The organism is Pseudomonas sp. 203-8 (genome assembly GCF_020708595.1).
GTDB classification, from domain to species: Bacteria; Pseudomonadota; Gammaproteobacteria; order Pseudomonadales; family Pseudomonadaceae; genus Pseudomonas; species Pseudomonas aeruginosa.
Map to the genome: position 1 here is coordinate 22,756 of NZ_JAJFDF010000018.1, position 21,387 is coordinate 44,142.

The window sequence follows — 21,387 nt, forward strand, 5'->3', positions numbered from 1 at the left end:
CAAGGACCCCTTCGCCATGCCGTCCCGTTCGCCGTCGTCCGCCCGTTCCTCCCGCGCGCTTTACGCGCCGCGCCTGAAGCCGCTGGCCCAGGCCATCGCCCTGCTGCTGGTCGCAGGGGGCGCCCAGGCCGCCGGGCAGCCGTTCAGCGCCGCCTGGTTCGCCGCCAAGGGCGCGGCGCAGGGCGGCGCTGCCGGGGCGCCGCGACCGGGAGCGCAGTTGCCGGGGGCGCCGCCGCCGCTGGCGCAGCAGCAGCGGGTCAACCAGCAGTTGCAGCGTTCGATGGCCAACCTGAACAACACCGTCGCCGCCATTGCCGCCCAGCAGGCCGCCCAGGCCGCCGGACGCCAGGCGGCGCTGAATCTCCCGCAGGATGTTCCGGACGGGCTCGGCGAGGGCGGCCTCAAGGTCGACGCCTCGCTGCCGTTCGAGCAGGCCTGGCAGAACGCCAAGGGACCGGTGCAGACCCAGGCCGCCGGCAAGACCACGGTGAGCATCGAGCAGACCGCCGACAAGGCGGTGCTCAACTGGGAAACCTTCAACGTCGGCCGCAACACCACCGTGGACTTCCAGCAGAACGCCGACTGGGCGCTGCTCAACCGGGTCAACGACCCCAGCGCGCGGCCCAGCCAGATCCAGGGGCAGATCAAGGCCGACGGCACGGTGATGCTGGTCAACCGCAACGGCGTGGTGTTTTCCGGCAGCAGCCAGGTGGACGTGCGCAACCTGACGGTGGCGGCGGCGAACATCTCGGACGAACAGTTCCGTCAGCGCGGCCTCTACTACGACAACGCCGGCAGCCGTCCGACCTTCACCGACGCGGCCGGCGCCGTGCGCGTGGAGCAGGGCGCACAGTTGCGCACGGCAGCGCCGTCCGGCTCGACCAGGGGCGGCGGCTACGTCCTGCTGCTCGGCAGCGAGGTGGACAACGCCGGCAGCATCGTCACGCCGAAGGGGCAGACGGTCCTGTCCGCCGGCGACAGCTTCGTCATCCGCCGTGGCCAGGGCACCGACGGCAACCTGACCTCCACCACCCGCGGTAACGAGGTGCTGCCGGGCTTCGCCGCCGACAGCAGTGCTGGCCGGGTGCGCAACAGCGGCCTGGTGCAGGCCGCCACCGGCGATATCAGCCTCAGCGGCCGCGAGGTGGAGCAGGCCGGCGTATTGCTTTCCAGCAGTTCGGTGGACAGCCGCGGCACCCTGCACCTGAAGGCCAGCGAGCGGATCACCCTGGCCGAAGGCGCCACCAGCGCCATCCTGGTGGATAGCAGCGGCAGCGCCGCCCTCGACAGCCAGCGCGAGGCCTTGCTCAAGCCGTTGAACGGCTCCAGTGCCGCCGTCAGTCGGGGCGACGACGACCGCCGCGACCTGTCGCGGGTGGAGATCGACTCCGCCGGCAGCGTCGATTTCCGCGACGGCTCCATCACCCTCGCCAGCGGTGGCCAGGTGGCGGTCAACGCTGGCCAGCGCGCGCTGCTGCGCGACGGCGCGGTGATCGATGTCTCCGGCGCGCAAGGCGTGCAGGTGGCGATGGAGACCAACAACATCAAGGTCAACGTGCGCGGCAACGAGCAGCGCGACGCCTCGGTCAACCGCGAGGGCGGCGGTCTGAACAGCCAGGACGTGTGGGTCGACGTGCGCGACCTGGTACGGGTGCCTGCCGGCACCAACGGCTATGCCAGCGACCGCTGGTACACCGCTGGCGGCCTGCTGGAGGTCGGTGGCTACCTGGGCACCCAGGGCCACTCGGCGGGCGAGTGGATGGCCCAGGGCGGCATCGTCAGTTTCACCGGCAACGACGTGGTGACCCAGGCCGGTTCGCAGATCAACCTGTCCGGCGGAACCCTCGATGTGCAGGGCGGCTACATCCGCCAGACCTGGCTGAAGGGCTCGGACGGACGCCTCTACGAACTCGGCTCGGCGCCGGGTGACCTGCTCTACGACGGCATCTACCGCGGCTACGAGGCACACAGCGAGCGCTGGGACCAGACCCGTTATTTCTACAATCCGCTGATCGCGCCGACCCAGCGCTACGAGAACGGCTACAGCGTTGGCCGCGACGCCGGCAGTCTGGTGATCGGCAGCGCCAATGCGCGGCTCGACGGCCAGGTGGTCGGCGATACCTATCGCGGCGAGCGGCAGACCGAAGCGCCACAGGCCGGCCTGGACGGCTACAACCAGTCGCAGAATGCCGTGGCGCGCGGCGCGCAGCTGGTCGTCGGGCGCTACACCCCCTACTACGTGAAGAGCAGCGGCCTGCTGGAGTACGCTCTCGGCGCCGATGCCGGCAGCCTCAAGCAGGTGGTCATCGGTACCGGCGAGGTGGCGGCCGAGGAGCCGACCCTGGACGCTCCGGTGGCCGCCGAGCGCCAGGGCCGCCTGAGCCTGGACAGCGAACTGCTCAACGGCTTCCAGCTGGGCGGCCTGAAGGTGGCGGCCGGCGAGAGCATCCGCGTCGACAGCGCGCTGACCCTGGCCAATGGCGGCGAGGCGATCCTGTTCGCCAACGACGTGGCGATCGACGCCGACATCACCGCTCATGGCGGCAGCCTGCAGGCCGGCAACGTACTGGCGCAGATTTCCCCGAACGGGACGATCGATGGTTTCGTCGATGCCGGCCGCGAAGCCGGCATCTTGCGCGTGGGCGATGGTGTACGACTGGATGCCAGCGGCTTGTGGAGCAACCTGCTGCTGGCGCCGGAGGACAACGATACGTTGGCCTACCGCGACGGCGGACGGATTTCCCTGCGCAGCGGCGGCGACCTGAGCCTGGGACAGGGCAGTCTGCTCGACGTGTCGTCCGGGGCGGCGCTGCTGGCCGACGGCAAGCGACTGGGCGGACGCGGCGGCGACATCGCCTTGCACGCCAGTGCCGGGCTGGCGCAGGCCAGCGATGGCCAATTGCAGTTGGGCGGCACATTGAATGGTCTCGGCACGAGTGGCGCCGGCACGCTGTCGCTGCAGAGCGGCAAGGTGCGGATCGGCGGCGACGACCTCGGGGATGGCAGCCTGCAACTGGCCGAAGATTTCTTCCAGCAGGGCTTCGCCAGCTACCGGGTGGTCGGTCGCTCCGGATTGACGGTAGCCGAGGATGCCCAGGTGCGGGTCGCGCGGCCGGTCTACCGTTTCGCCAGCGGGGCCGGCGAGGTCGCGGCTGGCGAGGCGCCGCGAGAGGCGCTGGAGGCCTGGATACCGCCGCTGTACCTAGAGGATGCCTTGGCCGGACGCTTGGTCCAACGCGAAGGGGCGGACCTGTACCTGCAGGCAGGCGGCGACGGCAATATCCTCGGGCAGCTCGATCCCGCCAGCCAGACGCTGGAGCTGGGGCGCGGTTCGCTGGTCGAGGTCGATCCGGGGCGCGCCATCGTCCTGCGCGGTCCCGGACAGATCACCTTGGATGGCACTCTGAACGCTTGGGGCGGACGCATCGACGTGCGCCAGCAGCAGTTCGGCGCGCTCGACGTTACCCAGGACAATCAGCCCAAGGCGCAAGGCCAGCCCCATGCTCGCTCCATCTGGATTGGAGAGCAGGCATTGCTGGATGTTGCCGGCCGCGCTGTCACTGCCTTGGATGGGCGCGGTCGCCGCTATGGAGAAGTGCAGTCCGGCGGCAGCATCGTCATCGGCGGCGAGATCGATCCGGGCAAGGCGATCGCGACCTCGGCGGATGCGTTCGTCATCGTACGCCCCGGTGCACGACTGGAGGCCTCCGGCAGCCAGGCACAGCTGGATGTACCGGGACTGGGAAGGGTTTTGCTGGCCGGCGACGGCGGGCGCATCGCTCTCAGTTCCTACAATGGGCTGTATCTTGACGGCTCGTTGCGCGCCGCAGCCGGCGGCTCGGGAGCGGCGGGCGGCAGCCTGGAGATCATTGCGGACGCTCCCCTGTACCAAGGTTTTACTGTCGTGGATGACCGGGTATTGGCCATGCGCGAGCTGATCCTGACGGCAGGGCACGCCGATTCGGGATTACCGACCTTGCTGCAACCGGGAATGGACGATTCGGCTCTGCGCTATGGCCAGAGCCGAGTTGGGACTCAGTCGCTGACGGGCGGCGGATTCGACCAACTTTCGTTGTTCAGCAACGGTCCGCTGTCGTTCGAGGGGAACATCGATCTTGCGATGGGGCGCAGCCTGAATCTGTACGCGGGGACGATAGCCGCCACAGGTGGTGGGCCGAGCGAGGTGAAGTTGCAGGCGCCCTATGTCCGCCTTTCCGGCATCGGGATGTATGGGCAGCAGGCCTCTGGCGAGTTTCGTCCGCGTCTCACGTACGGGCCGACCGCGACAGCGGAGCAGGTTCGCTTGCAGGTTTCTGCCGGGCGCCTGCTGGATATCGCCGGGCGCTTGTCATTCGGTAGCGACGGGGTGATCAATGGGGTCAACGCAGAGGCTGTCCGCTATCAGCGACCAGGTTTCGAGAAGGTAACGCTGCGCAGCGAGGGCGACCTGCGTTTCGCTGGCGACTATCCAGAGAATGGCGATCCGTCGGGGCGCTTGATAACCCACGGCGATCTGCAACTGACTGCGGCCCAACTCTATCCGGTGACGGGAGCGAGTTCGACCCTCTATGCCGGGTATGGACTGGATGAGGGGGGGCAGGCTGTCTTCGATGCCGAACGGCATTTGGCTATCGAACGTAGCGGCGAGTCCTTGCCGGACACTCCGCTGTCGGTATTCGGCAGTCTGGCGTTCATGGCATCGAATATCGAGCAGGGTGGCGTGGTGCGTGCGCCGCTGGGGCTCATCCAGTTCGGCAGCAATCTGGATCGTGCCCCGGGCACGGTAAGGTTGTTGCCGGGTAGCCTGACCTCGGTTAGCGGCGCTGAGCTGGTCATGCCCTATGGAGGCACGACCGATGGGATCAACTATCTGGTCAACCAGGTCCCCATTCAACTGACCGGTGCCGGGGGCGCTCTCGCTGCTGGGACACTGGTTGCGGGAGTCGGCCTTTATGCCAGCGAGGTCGATGTGCAACAGGGCGCGCGGCTGGACCTGTCCGGCGGCGGCGAACTCGCGGGGGCTGGATTCATCTCCGGCAGAGGGGGTTCGACCGATGCGCGTTTTCATCCCCTGGTGCAGCAGGACAATGATGGGTTCCGTCTGCCGGAGCTGTCCAGCAACCCGGTGTATGCCATCGTGCCTGGACACCAGGCCGTTAGTGCGCCATTGGGCGGCGAGGCGGGCGCCATCCAGCCGTTGGTCGGGCAACAGGTCACCATCGGGGATGGCGTTCCCGGCCTGGCCGCCGGTACCTACACCTTGCTGCCTTCGACCTATGCCCTGTTGCCGGGCGCTTTCCGCGTCGAGATCAACGGTCTGGCGGGGCAAGGCGCGCCCATGGCGACGCAGGGGTTGCGCAATGGCTCCTGGGCGACGTTCGGGCAGTTGTCGATTGCCGGCACGTCCATCCGCGACAGTCTGAGCCGTCAGGTCATCCTGTCTTCCGCCGATACGCTGCGCCGCTACTCGCAGTACAACGAAATGAGCTATGCGGATTTCATTCGCGCCGATGCCGCGCGCAAGAACATCCCCAGAGCGATGTTGCCAGTGGATGCCAGATCCCTCTACCTGGGATTGCGCGCGGATGAGGAGCTTCGGGAAAACGCCCTGAGCTTCGAGGGGAAGGTCGACTTCACGCCGGAAGAAAGCGGATATGGCGGCAGCCTCATCGTGGATGCCGAGGCGGGCATCGAGATTCTGCCTGAAGGTGGGCTGCCCGACTCCGATTTCGCTGGCGTGTCGTTGGTTGCGGACGATCTGAATGCAATAGGCGCCAGCCGTATCGCCATTGGCACGCTGCCCTACGTCGAATACGGCGAGCAAGGAAACTTCGTCCAGTTCGGCGGGAGCAACCGGCTCTTTCCCGTTGTGCTGCGAAAGGGCGCGCACCTTTCCGCACCGGAGGTGATCATTGGCAGGGATATCACCCTTGAAGGCGGGAGTGGCATCAGCACTCTGGGGAAAGGCAAGACTGCATACGATTCGTCCGATGGTTTCATCTATCAACCCGGCGGCCGTAACCTGCTGCTCTTGTCCAACGGATGGCTGAACCTGCTGGCACCCGCAGCGGATAGCTCGTTACCGGTTCGTCTCGGAGGTTGTGCGGAAGGGGCGGGCTGCGCCGACACCGAACTCTATTCGGAGGGCACTCTGGGTATCGCCACCAATGGTACGGTGACGTTTGGCGACAACGTTCGTTACGGGACACGCAATCTCAGCCTGGCGCTGAGTACGATCAATATCGGCTCCAGCCAGTCGCTGGCCGACGCGGCCGCTCGCGGCGTGTTGCCGAACGGCCTGGCGCTGGACCAGACGGTGCTCCAGCGCCTGCTGCGCGGCGAGCGCGGGACGGGTATTCCGGCCCTGGAAAACCTGATCCTCAGTGCCCGCGATGCGGTCAACATATACGGTAGCGTCAGCCTCGACACCTACGACCCGGCCACCGGCAAATCCAGCCTGGCCAACCTGGTGCTGGGCACCCCGGCCATCTACGGCCATGGCACCGGCGAGGATGTCGCCAGCATTCGCACCGCCAGCCTGGTCTGGAGCGGCTCCAGCCAGCCGGCCGCGGCACCGGTCGCCGGCGGCGCCGGTAGCGGTAGCGGAACCCTGCGGGTGGATGCCGAGCGCATCACCCTGGGCTACGGCGCGAATACCCAGCCGGCCGGCGAGACCGACGAGGCACGCCTGGCGCTGGGCTTCGCCGAGGTGCAACTGAACGCCAGCGAGCGGATCAGCGCCAACCACAAGGGCAGCTTGCGGGTCTACCAGCGCCTGGACGGCTACGTCGCCGGCGAAGGCCTGCGCTACAGTGGCGGCGACCTGCGCCTGAGCACGCCGTTGCTGACCGGCGAGGCCGGCTCGCTGAGTCGGATCAGCAGCGGCGGTAGCCTCAGCCTGGCGGCGCCGGCGGGCGCTGCCGCGGTGACCTTCGACAGCGGCACCGCCGGGCTTGGTGCCGAGTTGTCCCTCAGCGCCCGCGAGATCCGCCTGGATAGCGCGGTCTCGCTACCCAGCGGCAAGCTGAGCCTGAGCGCCGAAGACGACCTGGAGCTGGGCGATGGCGCGCGCATCGATCTGGCCGGACGCAAGGCCAGCTTCAACGATGTGGATAAATACAGCTGGGGTGGCGACCTGCTGCTGAGCAGTCGCGCCGGCGACATCCGCCAGGCCGCCGGTTCGCTGATCGACCTGTCGGCGCGCAACAACCGCGGCGGTACCCTGAGCGCCGTGGCGTTGGCCGAGGACGCCGGGGTGGTGGACCTGCAGGGCCGCATACTGGGTGGCGCCAGCGGCGACTACGATGCCGGCGGCACCCGCGTGCCGTTCCTCGGTGGCGAGCTGGAGATCCGCGCCCAGCGCCTGGGCGATGGCGGCAGCCTGAGCGAGCAGTTCACCGCCTTGAACCAGCGCCTGAACCAGGGCGAGGTCTTCGGCGCGCGGCGCTTCCAGCTCAAGCAAGGCGACCTGCAGATCGGCGACGGCCTGAAGGCGCATCGCATCGAGGTGTCCCTCGACAATGGCCAGCTCGGCGTGAGCGGAACGGTGGACGCCAGCGGCGCGCAGGTCGGCGAGATCCGCCTGGCCGGCGGCCGCGGCCTGAGCCTGGGTGGCAACGCGCTGCTGGATGCGCATGGAAGCCTGCTGCGGCGCGACAGCTACGGGCAGATCATCGACAGCCCGAACCGGGCGATGGTCGAGCTGAGTTCCGGCAGCGGCACCTTGGTCCTGGCCGGCGGCGCGCGCATGGACCTGCGCCATGGCACCGCGGCGCCAGCGGAACAGGTTGATGGCGTCGCCCGTGGCACGTTGGAGTTGAACGCGCCACGCCTGGGCGGGGTCAGCGCCGGCGACATCGCCATCGATGCCAGCGGCGCGCTGGATATCCGCGGCGCCGGCAGCATCGCCCTGAACGCGATGCAGCGTTACGACGATGCGCCCTGGGGCAACGATCCGGCGGCCGGCGGGCGGTCCTACCAGGTGATCGACCAGGCTTACCTCGATGCGCGGCATGCCGAGAGCAGCGCGTTCATCGCCGCGGCGCTGGCCAACCGCGAGTTGCTCGACGGCAAGCTGGCCGGACTGACCAATGCCACCTACGCGGATGCTTTCCACCTGCGTCCAGGGGTGGAGATCGTCAGCGCAACGGCGGACGGCGATCTGGTGGTGCAGGGCGATCTCGATCTGTCCGGCTACCGCTACGCCAGCCTCAATCCGAACACGCCGCTGACCGAGGTCTACGGTTCCGGCGAGGTCGGCGCGCTGGTGCTGCGCGCCGGCGGTGACCTGAACCTCTACGGCAGTATCAACGACGGCTTCGCGCCGCCGCCGGACTCGCCGGACGACAAGGGCTGGATCCTCACCCCGGGAGTGCAGCCGTTCGGTGGCGACCTGGTGGTTCCCGGCCCGGGCGTGGTGCTCGGCGACGGTACCGCGTTCCTCGGCGGCCGCACCCTCAACTACGACCTGCCGATCAAGGGCACCACCCTGGCCGCCGGCACCCGTCTGGCCACCGAGGCGGTACTCGAACAGCCCTATACCCTGGCCGCCGGCAGCGTGCTGGTAGCGGACATCCACGATGCCGCCGGCAACCTGCTATACGCCGCGGGCAGCCTGCTGCGCGACGGGGTGACGCTGGAGGTCGGCAGCCGGCTGGGTGCCGGTACCCTGCTGGCTGCACCGGCCAGCGTGCAGGCGATGACCTGGCCTGCGGGCGTGCCCTTGCCGAGCATCCTGCGCGAGGGGCCCAGCAGACCCAATGTCCTGCTGCTCAATGGAGAGCTGGCCTTGGCACGTGGTTCTCTGATCCCTTCGCAGACCGAGGTGGTACTGGCTGGCGATGCGCCTTTCATCGAGTTGCGGCCCAGCGACGGTGTCCGCCAGGGACGCAACTGGGCATTGGCCGAGATGCTGCCGGCCGGTAGCCAGTCCTGGTCCATGCGCCTGGTCGCCGGTGCCGATCTCGCGGCTGCCGACAACCGTCTGGTGCGTCCGGACTCCTCGGCCAGCCTGAACCTGGCCGATACGCACTATCAGGCGAAGATCGAACAGAGCTCGGGAGGGCTGGTGTTCACCGATCAGGCTACCGACTGGGGGATCACCCCGGGAACTCCGGTCGACGAGAGCAATGAATGGATCTGCGGGCTGGGGCCGTATTGTGCCGAGCCTCCCCGCTGGACCTGGGCGCCCGGCAATTACCTGGGCATGCCTGCTGGTACGGCGATCGGCGAGGGCGATCTGTGGTGGTGCAGTGTCGATCCGTCCCTGTGTATCGAGAATCTCGGCAAAACCGTGGTCACACCGCAGAACCAGTTGTTCAGTGTGCTGCGCACCGGCACTGGCGATCTTGACCTGGCCAGTGCCGGTAACCTTACGCAATGGTCGCCGTACGGCGTCTATACCGCCGGAACGCAGGCCGCCGATGTCGCGACGGGATTCAATCAGCCTCGCGGTCTGTTCAATGGGTCGGTACTGGGCGCCGGTGGCGCGGATTACGAAGTGCTCTCAACCAGCCAGTACCAGGCCTGGTATCCGGAACATGGCGGCAACCTCGATATCGCCGTTGGCGGTGATGTGGTTGGCGATCAATGGGCCGAGAAACTGACAAGTAGCGATCCCATTCGCCCCTTGCCCCCCAGCGCTGCAGTCGGCAACTGGCTCTGGCGCCAGGGCAGCGCCGATAGGGAAGGAGTGCCGACGGCCTGGTGGGTCAATTTCGGCAGCTATGTGCGTGGCGCGGAGGGAGATGCTCCCTATCTGGTCGGCTTCACCGGTTTCGGCACTCTGGGAGGCGGCAATCTCAGCATGCGAACCGGAGGTGATGCCGGCAATATCGCGCCACGCGGAGATGGCTCGATACCTTCGTCCGGTAACCTTAATCCGCGCAGCCAGGGACTGGTCTTGGCGGTTGCCGGCACTGGCCGGCTCACCTCCGACGGCGCGCTGCAACTTGGCGGCGGCGGTGACCTGAATGTGAGAATTGGCGGGGAGGTGAACCCGAGCCGGGAGGCGCGGGCTACCCAGACCTACTCGAGTTCGGGGTTTGACGGTCTTTACAGCGGCGGCACCATTCACGATCTGCAGGGGGCCCTCATCAATCTGCGCGGTTCCGCGAGCTTGTACAGTGGTGCGCTGGGAGGCATCGATCCTCGCTACGACACTCTACTGCGGGACCCCGCCGAAGTGCGCAGCAGGGATGCGTTCAGCCCGACGCTGGCTAGCTCCACGGGCGGCCTCACCCTGGTGGCCGGAGATACTGGCATGCGTCTGGAAACCCGTGGCGACCTGGTCCTGGGCGGGGTGACTGATCCCGGTAGGGTGGGGGTGCCGAATACCGTTGGCTTCACGGCTCCCGATGGCAGCGTCTACCAAGGGGGCGGGATCGCTTGGTTCAGTCTCTGGACTGCACACACCTCGATCGATCTGTTTGCGGCGGGCGGCAACCTGACGCCCAGCACCCAATTGGTCGAGGCAACCAACGCTATTCCCATGGCAGGCCGAAACCTGTCGCCTAGCGATGGGCGATTCATCTATCCATCGATAGTACGTGCGGCGGCCCCGGAAGGAAGTATCTATCTCGGTCCTTCCAGCGGTTACATGGGAGGCGTGAGCCTGAATGTCTCGACCACTCCCTACTCCTTGTTACTGGCACCGTCGCTCAACGGTGAACTGGAGTTGCTGGCTGGAGACTCCATTTATGCCGGTGGCTATTCGGTGCAACGCTCAGGTGCCGATCCTGCGAACCTGCCATCGATCTGGACGCCGGCATTTGCCGGCTACTCCGATGCCGCGCTGCTCAACCCGATAGCCGGCAACGGCAGTCCGGACGGGAATCCGGCCGTCATTGGCGGATTGCCTCTGTTCTACTTCGGCCCCGATAGCGCTGCGAGCCTGGCGCGCGATCTGCAACCGGCGCGTTTCTATGCGTTGACAGGAGATATCGTCGGGCTCAATAGCGGTGCGCAGATTCGTTTCGGCGAGCAGGCGGGGAACCGCGCCGGGCAAACCTGGTATGAAGGTGCGGGTCCCGTCTGGATGCGCGCCGGGCGCGACATCGTAGCCTCCGGAACCCCATTGGGACAGCGTATCAGCGCTCCCAGTCAGATCAGTACGGATGCCTCGTTCACCGGCAACCTCTTCGTCCACGACGACCCCAACGACCTCTCGCTGGTCCAGGCCGGCCGCGACATCCTCTACGGCAACTTCAACGTCGCCGGCCCCGGTACCCTGGAGATCAGCGCCGGGCGCAACATTCTCATGGAGGATCGCGCGGCGATCACCAGTCTCGGCGCGGTGGTGCCGGGCGACAGCCGGCCGGGTGCCGATATCGTGCTCCAGGCCGGCGCGGCGGGGGCCGACTATCAGGCCTTCCTCGAGCGCTACCTGGATCCGGCCAACCTGGCGCAGGGCGGCACCCCGCTGGCCGAGCAGCCGGGCAAGGTGGTCAGGACCTACGAAAGCGAGTTGGCCAAGTGGTTGAACGAGCGCTTCGGCTTCGCCGGCGACGCGGAACAGGCCCAGGCGTTCTTCGCCGGCCTGCCCGCCGAGCAGCAGCGGATCTTCGCCCGCCAGGTGTACTTCGCCGAACTCAGGGCCGGCGGCCGCGAGTACAACGAAGTCGGCGGGGTACGCCAGGGTAGCTACCTGCGCGGGCGCAACGCGATCGCCGCGCTGTTCCCCGAGCGCGATCCGGCGGGCAATCCGATCAGCTACGAAGGCGATATCGTCATGTATGGCGGTGCCGGCGTGCACACCGACTTCGGCGGCGACATCCAGTTGCTCAGCCCCGGCGGGCGCCAGGTGTTCGGTATCGAGGGCGAGGCGCCGCCGTCCACCGCAGGCATCGTCACCCAGGGCCAGGGCAATATCCAGGCCTATTCGCGGGACAGCATCCTGCTCGGCCAGAGCCGCATCATGACCACCTTCGGCGGCAGCATATTGGCCTGGTCGGCGGAAGGCGACATCAACGCCGGTCGCGGTTCCCAGACCACCGTGGTGTACACCCCGCCGCGGCGCATCTACGACGCCTGGGGCAACGTCAGCCTGTCGCCACAGGTGCCCAGCACCGGCGCCGGTATCGCCACCCTCAACCCGATTCCCGAAGTGGCACCGGGCGACATCGACCTGATCGCCCCGCTCGGCACCATCGATGCCGGCGAGGCGGGCATCCGGGTTTCCGGCAACGTCAACGTGGCGGCGCTGCAGGTGGTCAACGCGGCGAACATCCAGACCCAGGGCCAGTCCAGCGGCATTCCGCTGGTGGCTTCGGTGAATACCGGGGCGTTGACCTCCGCCAGCGCCGCGGCGAGTTCCGCGACCCAGGCGGCGGAGGACGTCAGTCGCCAGCAGCAGGCCGCCGCGCGGCAGCGCATGCCGTCGGTGATCACGGTGCAGGTGCTCGGGTTCGGCAACGAGCGCCTGGAGCCTTCGCGCGACGGCGCCAGTCGTTCGCCGGGCTACAACCCGGACAGCGCCGTGCAGGTGCTCGGCGCCGGAGCCCTCGGCGAACAGGCGCGCAGCCAATTGACCGATGAAGAGCGCGGCAACCTGATCCTGTAAGGCACCGCCGCGGAGGCACGATACCCGCCAGGCCCTCCCCACGGAGGGCCCTTTTTTTGCGAACTTCCGAGGCGCTGGTCGATTCTCGGGTGAATGCCCGTTCGTCCCCGCCGGTGGCGCGCGAATGGCCGGCCGCATGAAGTTTTCATGACAAAAGTTCGGTGGTGCGGCGGGGTTGCCGTCAAACAGGTGTGAATGAGGAAAACGGAATTCAGCGGTGAAAGGCAGGGACGGGAACGAAAGGAATCGGCCATTTCCCGGTTGCGCTGACCGGTTGCTGGAAATGAGCGTGTCGTTCGAGAAAGACGCGTTCCGCTCTGAAACAAGAGAACAGTATCCGCTAACGGCCGTGGTCACTCCGGTGAATACGGCGAAGGACGGTGAGTATTGATGGAAAGTTACTCGAAAGTCGGTATGCAGGAACTTGACCAGCGCCTATCGAAGATCGTCGAAGCCGCACGCAAGAAACCGGTATCGGTTTATCGATATGGGGCACCATGGGTCTGGATAGTGTCCCAGGAAGATTGGCAGGGTGCGCTCAAGGAAGTGTCCAGCTATATACCGCCGGGACATTCCCTGGCGTTGCTGAAACCGCAAATAGAAAGTCTCCTTGTCGAAGAGGCGAAAGTCCTCTCGGCGCTTGCCCGCGAACATGGCATGCAGTTGGCCCCGGAGCCGCTGATCCACGCGCTGCTGCTGCAACTGCTGTACGCGATTCCCAGCGAGCAGCAGTTGTATGAGCAATTGAACTACAACCTGCTGTATCGCTGGTTCGTCGGCCTGGAAATGAAGCAGAAGATCTGGAATTTTCCGGTTTTCGTCAGCGATATAACCGTCCTGCTGAACAGCGCGGAGGCGGTAAGGATAATAGGCAGGATTATCGGGGAAGTGATTTCCGGGGATCTCATGCAGATGCCGGAGTTCTCCCTGAACTTCGCCTTGTTGCATACATGGCAAGCGCGCCATGGCGGAGCGCGACGGCTGAATATCTAGCACGAAAGTGAAAATAGAAAAGAACGAGATTTCATAAGGGCGGGCGCCGTTTTTAACAGGTTGTTCATGCGTCGCCGCTAGTTTGTTGTCTTTCACAGAACTGTTCGATGAACGGACTTGTTGCATTAGAACAATAAGTCCCGATGGAACTTCGGGGGACCGTGTGAAGCGTTCGCTGTTCAATTGTGCGCACCCGTTTCGCCAGCGCTGGTCGATCGGTTGCCTGGCTGTCGCATTGTCGTGCGCTTCGCTGGCCGACGAGGCCCCTCCCGCCGCGGCGGGAGCCGAGACCCAGCGTCTGGTGGACATCAACGAGTACGTGGTACGCGGCAACACCGTGCTGGACAACCGCGCCATCGAGGCGGCGGTGTATCCCTTCCTCGGACCGCAGCGCAGCCTGGGCGACATCGAGGGGGCGCGCGATGCGCTGCAGGCCGCCTACCAGGAGAAGGGCTACCAGTCGGTCTACGTCGAGCTGCCGGAGCAGCAGGTGAGCGGCGGGGTGGTCTACCTGCAGGTCACCGAGACCACTGTCGGTCGCGTCCGGGTGGTCGGCGCCAAGCACTATTCGCCGGTGGAGTTGCGCGAGGAAGTGCCGGCCCTGGAGGAGGGCAAGGTGCCCGACTTCGCCCAGGTCCAGCGCGAGCTGGCGCAGGTCAACCGCACCCCCGGCCGCCAGGTGCTGCCGATGGTGCGCGAGGGCCAGCGGCCCGGCACCATGGACGTCGACCTGCAGGTGGAAGACAAGAATCCCTGGCACGCCAGCATCGGCCTGAACAACGACTACAGCGCCGACACCCGTCACTTGCGCTCGGTGGTTTCGCTGGGCTACGACAACCTCTGGCAACTCGGCCACGCCATCTCGCTGACCTATTTCACCGCGCCGCAGGACCAGGACAACGCCAAGGTCTGGTCCGGCTCCTATACCGCGCCGCTGAGCCAGCGCTGGAGCGTGCAGCTGTCCGGCTACCAGTCCGACAGCGACGTGGCCACGGTGGGCAGCATGAATGTGGTCGGCCAGGGCCATTCCTATGGCGTGGCGGCGATCTACAGCCTGCCGGTGACCGGCCTCTGGTCGCACTCGTTCTCCTTCGGCGTCGACTTCAAGGACTTCGAGGAACAGACCCGGATCGGCGGCAACAACGACAGGGTGCCGATCAAGTACGCCCCGCTGACCCTCGGCTACAACGGTTTCCGCTACACCGAACGTTCCCAGTTGGCCCTTGGCCTGAGCCTGGTGGCCGGTACCGGCAGTCTCCTCGGCTACGGCGACGACGACGAGGAATTCGACCGCAAGCGTTATCGCGCCAAGTCCGGCTTCGGCGTGCTCAAGGGCGATCTCAACCACACCCTGACCTTCGGCGGCGACTGGCAGGTGGCGACCAAGGCGGCCTTCCAGCTCGCCTCCGGGCCGCTGATTTCCAACGAACAGTTCGCCGCCGGCGGTGCCACCAGCGTGCGTGGCTACCTGGCGGCGGAGAACACCGCCGACGACGGCTACCTGCTCTCCCAGGAATGGCGTACGCCGTCCCTCGGACGCTTCCTCGGCAAGCGCGCCGGCGGCTACGTCAACGACTGGCGCTTCTACGTGTTCGCCGAGGGCGCGCAACTGCGCCTGCAGGATGCGCTGCCCGAGCAGGACGACGACTTCAGCCTGGCCAGCGTCGGCATCGGCACCCGCGCGCAACTCGCCGACTGGCTGTCCGGCAGCCTCGACTGGGCCTTCCCGCTGCTGGAAGGGACGAACACCGACAAACACGACTCGCGCCTGCATTTCAGCGTGCAGGCGAGCTTCTGACGCTGACCCCGGAGTAACCCCACATGTATCGCTTATTGCTGACATCGCTGATCTGCCTGGGCCTGCTGGCCCCGGCCAGCGCCAGTGCCTGGTGGCAGGACGACTGGCAGTACCGCAAGCAGGTCTCGGTCGATACCACCCCGCAAGGCGCGGCGATCAACGAGAGTCTCGGTCGCCTGCCGTTGCTGGTGCGCCTGCATACCGGCAACTTCACCTTCGACGGGGTCAACGAGAACGGCTCGGACATCCGCTTCGTCGCCGCCGACGACAAGACCGTGTTGCGCCACCAGGTCGAGAGCTTCGACCCACTGATGGGCATGGCCCTGATCTGGGTCGACGTGCCGCGGGTGGAGGGTGGCCAGCGCCAGGACATCTGGATGTACTACGGCAACGCCAAGGCGCCGGAGAGCGGCAACGGCCAGTCGGTGTTCGACCCGGACTACACCCTGGTCTATCACTTCGACGGTGCGCCGGGCACTCCGCCGCGGGACTCCACCGCCTACGCCAACAATGCGCAGACCGCCGCCGGCAGTCCGGTGGAGGGCGTCATCGGTCGCTCCGCGCAACTGCTGGGCCAGCCGCTGCTGCTGCCGGCCAGCCCATCGCTGGCGGTGAGCGCCGGTGGCACCTTCAGCTTCAGCGGCTGGGTGCGTCCCGACCAACTGGCCGGTGAACAGGTCCTGCTGTCGCGCCGCGAAGGCGGCAACGCCCTGTTGGTCGGCCTGGCCCAGGGCGCGCCCTTCGTCGAGCTGAACGGTCAGCGCGCTGCCGCCAGCCAGGCCCTGGCGCAGGGGCAATGGCAGCATCTGGCGCTGGTCGCCGACGGTACCCGGCTGGCGCTGTATCTCGGCGGTCGCGAAGTCGCCAGCCTGGCGGCGGCGCTGCCGGCGTTCAGCGGTGCGATCGCCATCGGCGCGGAAGGCCAGGCCGCGCCTGCGGTCGCCACCGAAGCGGCAAGCGGGGAAGGTGAGGCGAGCGCCGCGGCGCCGACCCTGCAACCCTTCCAGGGCGCCATCGACGAGTTGCGCCTGTCGAAGATCGCCCGCCCGGCGGCGCTGCTCCTCGCCGACGCCACCGCCCAGGGCGCCGAGTCGCGCCTGGTGGCCTACGGGGTCGACGAGAAGCAGTCCGGCTTCGGCTTCGGCAAGCTCGGCTTCCTGCTCAACGCAGTGCCGCTGGATGCCTGGGTGATCATCGCGATCCTGGCGCTGATGATGGTCCAGTCATGGGTCATCATGTACCGCAAGAACCAGAACGTCGGCCGTGTCAGTCGCGCCAACGGGCTGTTCCGCGAGCGCTTCGCCGAGGTCGGCACGCGCCTGGAACTGCTCGCCGACGACCGCGAGCTGGCCGCCCGCCTGCAACACTCCTCGCTGTGGCGCCTGTACCAGGTGGCGGTGAAGGAGATCCGCACCCGCCGCGAGCAGGGCGCCGACACCTCTTCCGTCTCCGCGGCCACCATCGAGGCGATCCGCGCCTCCATGGACGGCGTGCGCACCAAGGAGAACCAGCAGCTCGGCTCGCGCCTGTCGAGCCTGTCCAACGCCATCGCCGGCGGCCCCTACATCGGCCTGCTCGGCACCGTGCTGGGGATCATGGTGGTGTTCCTCGGCACCGCCATGGCCGGCGACGTCAACATCAATGCCATCGCCCCGGGCATGGCCGCCGCCCTGCTGGCCACGGCCATGGGCCTGTTCGTCGCGATCCCCGCGTTGTTCGGCTACAACCGCCTGGTCACGCGGAACAAGGAAGTCAGCGCGGACATGCGGGTGTTCGTCGACGAGTTCGTCACCCGCCTCGCCGAGGTGCATGGCGAAAGCCAGCTCAGCGAAGTGGCCCATCGTCGCAACGGCCAGCCGTTGCCGGCCTGAGGAGAACGCCATGGCTTCCGTGAACAGCAGCCACGACGATGACGACGACGGCGCCGTCGACAGCATCAACATCACCCCGCTGGTGGACGTGCTGATGGTGGTGCTGGTGATGTTCATCCTCACCGCCACCGCCCAGGTCGCCGGGATCCAGATCAACCTGCCGAAGGCCAGTGCCACCGTGGCGCTGTCGCAGCCCAAGACCAAGGCGATCTCGGTGAACGATGCCGGCCAGGTGTTCCTCGACGCCTACCCGGTGACCCTGCCCGAGCTGGAGGACCGCCTGCGTACGGAGAAGGCCCTCAACCCCGACTTCCCGGTAGTGGTCCGCGGCGACGCCACGGTGCAGTACCAGAAGGTCATCGAGGTCCTCGACCTGCTGCGCCGCCTGGAGCTGTCCCAGGTCGGCCTGGTCACCGGCAAACCGACCTGAGGCCCGGGATGAACATGTCCGCCGATCCCAAGCACACCCCCGAGCCGAAAAATGCCGCGCCGCTGTCCATCGACGGCCGCCCGGCGAACCCGACCCTGCGCTACCTCAAGTGGGGCCTCGGCGCGCTGCTGCTCGCCGGCCTCGCCTGGCTGGTCTGGGAGTGGGCCAACGACATGAGCGGCGTGCGCCGCGAGGCGCCCAAGGTGCCGGCGATCATCCCGCTGCCGCCACCGCCTCCGCCGCCGCCGGAAAAACCGCCGGAACCGGAGCAGCCGGTGGAAGAGGAAAAGATCGTCGAGCCGGAACCGCAACCCGAACTGGAGGAGGTCAAGCCGCAGGAGGAAGCGCCGCCGTCGCCGGCCGACGACCTGGCCGACCCGATGCAGATGGATGGCGACGCCCAGTCCGGCTCCGACGCTTTCAACATCGGCTCCGGCAAGGGCGGCGGGATGGCCGGTTCCGGCGGCGGTCGCGCCGGCAACGCCAGCTATAGCCAGTACCTGGCCTACGCCTTCCAGCGCCTGCTGCGGGACAACCCGGAGCTGCGCAACCTGGCGTTCCGCCTGCAGGCGGAGATCTGGCTGAGTTCCTCGGGGGATATCACCCGGGCCGAACTGACCCGCTCCAGCGGCGACCCCGAGACCGACCAGAAGGTGCTGGCCGCGCTGCGCGCCGCCGGCCGCCTGGAAGAACGCCCGCCGGCTTCGCTGACCCTGCCGGTGCGCATCGCCCTGCAGGGCAAGCGGCCGGGATGAGAAGACGCCAACCCAGAACGATTTCCGGCAGGCGACTGCCTTGAAGGACCTTAGGAGCCGTACACAGATGAACGCGAAAGTGAACCGACTGGCGCTGGGGATGGGCGTCATGCTCGCCGCGCTGGCCGGCCAGGCGCAGGCCCAGCCGCCGGCGCCCTCGGAGAACGCCACGATCAACCTGATCCGCCTGCTGGTACAGCAGGGCGTGTTGAAGAAGGAACAGGCCGATGCGCTGGTCAGGCAGGCCGAGGCCGAGGCGCAGCAGGCCCAGCAGGCGCGCCAGGCCGTGGCGCCCGCGGCGGCCGTTGCCGCTGTCCCCGGGGAGGTCCGCGTACCCTATATCCCGCAGGTGGTGCGCGACCAGATCCGCGACGAAGTGAAGGCCGAGGTAATGACCCAGGCCAAGGCGGAGAATTGGGCGCAGCCCAACGCCTTCCCGGACTGGGCCTCGCGCATCAGCTTCGACGGCGACGTGCGCCTGCGCTACGAGTCGCGCTCCTTCGGCAACGGCAACAGCAACCAGATCACCGACTTCGCCGAACTCAACGACGACGGTCCCTATGACGTCAACCCGAATACCAGCGCGGGCCTGCCGCCGCTGCTCAATACCCGCGAGGACCGCGACAGCCTGCTGCGCCTGCGCGCGCGCTTCGGCCTCAAGGCGGCGCTGTCGGAAAGCTGGAGCGCCGGCATCCGCATCGGCACCGGTTCGGACAACAACCCGGTGTCGACCACCCAGACCCTCGGCGGCGGCTTCGGCAAGAAGGACCTCTGGCTCGACCAGGGCTACCTGACCTGGAAGCCCAGCGAGCGCCTGAGCCTGACCGGCGGGCGGATCGCCAATCCGTTCCTGTCCACCGACCTGCTGTATTCCAACGACCTCAACTTCGACGGCGTGGCGGCGATCTTCAACCAGCCGCTGAGCCGCGATGTCGCGCTGTTCGGCACGGTCGGCGCGTTCCCCGTGGAATACAGCTCGGACACCGCCTCGTCGAACGGCTTCGACAAGGAAGACAGCGACAACAAGTGGCTCTACGGCGCGCAACTGGGCGCCACCTGGAAGATCAACCCGCAGCACAGCCTTACCGGCGCGCTGGCCTACTACCGCTTCGACGATATCGAAGGGCGGCGTTCCAGCCCTTGCCGGCCCTGGGCCGGAGATCCGGAGTGTGACACCGACGGCAGCCGTCCGACCTTCATGCAGAAGGGCAACACGGTGTTCCTCCTGCGCGACATCGTGCCCAACCCGGCCGACCCGGCGAACACGCCGAACCCGCAGTACGTCGGCCTGGCCTCGGAGTTCAATCTGCTCGACCTGAACCTCGGCTGGGATGCCGAGCTACCCAACGACTTCAAGCTGCGGGTGGCCGGCAACTACGTGCACAACCTGGGCTACGACGAGGGCGACATGCGCAAGCGCGCCGGCGGTGTGGCGCAGATCGCCAACAACCTCGGCTCCGACGGCGACATCAAGAGCGGGGCGAACGCCTGGATGCTCCAGTTCACCCTGGGCAACGCCCTGGACATGCGCGACGCCGGCGACTGGCAGGTCTTCGCCGCCTACAAGTACATCCAGCCGGATGCCCTGCCGGACGGTTTCAACGATTCCACCTTCCACCTTGGCGGGACCAACGCCAAGGGCTACATCCTCGGCGCCAGCTATGGCTTCGACAAGCGCGTCTACGGTACCGCGCGCTGGCTCAGCTCCGACGAGGTCTACGGCGCACCGTTCTCCATCGACGTCCTGCAACTCGAGGTCAACACGCGCTTCTGAGCGCTCCTCGAGGCAGACCATGAAGAGGCAGACCATGAACACGCGACCTTTCTCATTACCGATCTGGGCCCAGGCGCTGCTCGCCGGGGCCGCCTTCGCCGCCTACGCCAGCCAGGCGGCCTACGCCGACAGCCTGGAGGAACGCCTGCGCGCCCAGTTGCGCAGCACCACCCAGCAACTCCAGGCGCTGCAGACCGAACAGGCCCAGGCCACCGCGGCGAAAGCCGCGCTGGAAAGCCAGCGCAATGCGGCGCTGGCCCAGGTCAAGCAACTGAGCGCCGAGCTGGCCCGGGCCAAGGGCCAGGCCGAGCAGCTCTCGGCCCAGCAACAGGGCTTGCACGACCGGGCGCGGCAGATGGTCGAGGCGAGCAACGAGCAACTGGGCAAGTACAAGCAGGCCTACGACGAGTTGCTGGTCATGGCGCGAGCCAAGGAGGCCGAGCGGCAGAAGCTCGACCTGGCGTTCCGCGAGCACGACCAGCAGTTGCAGCAGTGCACCGCGAAGAATCGGGAGATGTATGGCGTGGCCAAGGAAATCCTCGGCGCCTACGAGAACGTCAGCGTCGCCGAGGTGATGAAGATCCGCCAACCGTTCGCCAGCGGTGCGCGGGTGAAATTCGAAGAGATGGCGCAGAAGCTCGGCGACGACCTCTACAAGACCCAGGTCGAGAACCGCCAGGCGGCGCTCGCCCAGTGAAATCCGACAGCAAACCAGGAACCCGGATATGAACGACATCACCCTGATCGAACACCTTTCCGTCGACAGCCTGACCGAGGCCTTGCAGGACGCCGGCTACCGGGTCAACCGCAGCGAGCAGAACGGCGTCGTGCAACTGCTCAGTGCCAGCCAGGGAATCGGCTACGCGGTGCGCTTCGGTAATCCGGCGGCGACGCCGGCGAGCTACCTCGACTTCACCTTCAGCTGCGCCCTGCGCGTGCAGGGCGAATTGCCCGCCGGGCTGACCGAGCGCTGGAATCTCAGCCGGCGCTTCGGCCGCCTGTCGCGGCAGGGCGAGTTCCTGGTGATGGAAATGGACGTGATCGTCGCCGGCGGCGTCAGCCCGGCCAACCTGCGTAGCCATATCGAACTGTGGGATCGCCTGCTGCAGGAGTTCATCGCCTATCTGCGCGACTACAGCCGCCTGGCCGCGGAGCAGCAGGGCATGGCGCAGGATGCCGGTCAACCCGTCGATGGCGAGGCCTGAGC

9 protein-coding genes are annotated in these 21,387 nt (G+C 67.1%); all 9 read left to right on the plus strand.

Annotated elements, in window-relative coordinates; all coding sequences use genetic code 11:
* The first annotated feature begins 16 nt into the window (after positions 1 to 16).
* The 9 genes from LJF27_RS29840 to LJF27_RS29880 all read left to right on the plus strand — a co-directional run bounded on the left by LJF27_RS29840 (position 17) and on the right by LJF27_RS29880 (position 21,385).
* Positions 17 to 12,559: a filamentous hemagglutinin family protein gene (locus LJF27_RS29840; protein WP_023116730.1), complete on the plus strand. Its 12,543-nt coding sequence runs from the start codon at positions 17 to 19 to the stop codon at positions 12,557 to 12,559.
* A gap of 390 nt (positions 12,560 to 12,949) precedes the next feature.
* Positions 12,950 to 13,552 carry a transposase gene (locus LJF27_RS30570; RefSeq protein WP_003116532.1) on the plus strand — a complete coding sequence of 201 codons (603 nt, stop codon included), beginning with the start codon at positions 12,950 to 12,952 and terminating at the stop codon, positions 13,550 to 13,552.
* Between the two features lie 163 nt (positions 13,553 to 13,715).
* Positions 13,716 to 15,350: a ShlB/FhaC/HecB family hemolysin secretion/activation protein gene (locus tag LJF27_RS29850; RefSeq protein ID WP_003116531.1), complete on the plus strand. Its 1,635-nt coding sequence runs from the start codon at positions 13,716 to 13,718 to the stop codon at positions 15,348 to 15,350.
* A gap of 23 nt (positions 15,351 to 15,373) precedes the next feature.
* Positions 15,374 to 17,221, plus strand: coding sequence for a DUF2341 domain-containing protein (locus LJF27_RS29855; RefSeq protein WP_003085365.1), 1,848 nt, complete (start codon positions 15,374 to 15,376; stop codon positions 17,219 to 17,221).
* A 10-nt stretch (positions 17,222 to 17,231) separates the two neighbouring features.
* Entirely contained in the window at positions 17,232 to 17,651 is a 420-nt protein-coding gene (locus tag LJF27_RS29860) for an ExbD/TolR family protein (RefSeq protein ID WP_003085366.1), read from the plus strand.
* Between the two features lie 8 nt (positions 17,652 to 17,659).
* Entirely contained in the window at positions 17,660 to 18,406 is a 747-nt protein-coding gene (locus LJF27_RS29865; RefSeq protein ID WP_014603257.1) for an energy transducer TonB family protein, read from the plus strand.
* Between the two features lie 67 nt (positions 18,407 to 18,473).
* Complete coding sequence (locus tag LJF27_RS29870) at positions 18,474 to 20,180, plus strand: putative porin (RefSeq protein WP_003112715.1); 1,707 nt, start codon at positions 18,474 to 18,476, stop codon at positions 20,178 to 20,180.
* A 34-nt stretch (positions 20,181 to 20,214) separates the two neighbouring features.
* Complete coding sequence (locus LJF27_RS29875; protein ID WP_025921255.1) at positions 20,215 to 20,877, plus strand: hypothetical protein; 663 nt, start codon at positions 20,215 to 20,217, stop codon at positions 20,875 to 20,877.
* A gap of 28 nt (positions 20,878 to 20,905) precedes the next feature.
* Positions 20,906 to 21,385, plus strand: a complete 480-nt coding sequence (locus LJF27_RS29880; RefSeq protein WP_017002227.1) for a YbjN domain-containing protein — start codon at positions 20,906 to 20,908, stop codon at positions 21,383 to 21,385.
* Positions 21,386 to 21,387 lie beyond the last annotated feature (2 nt).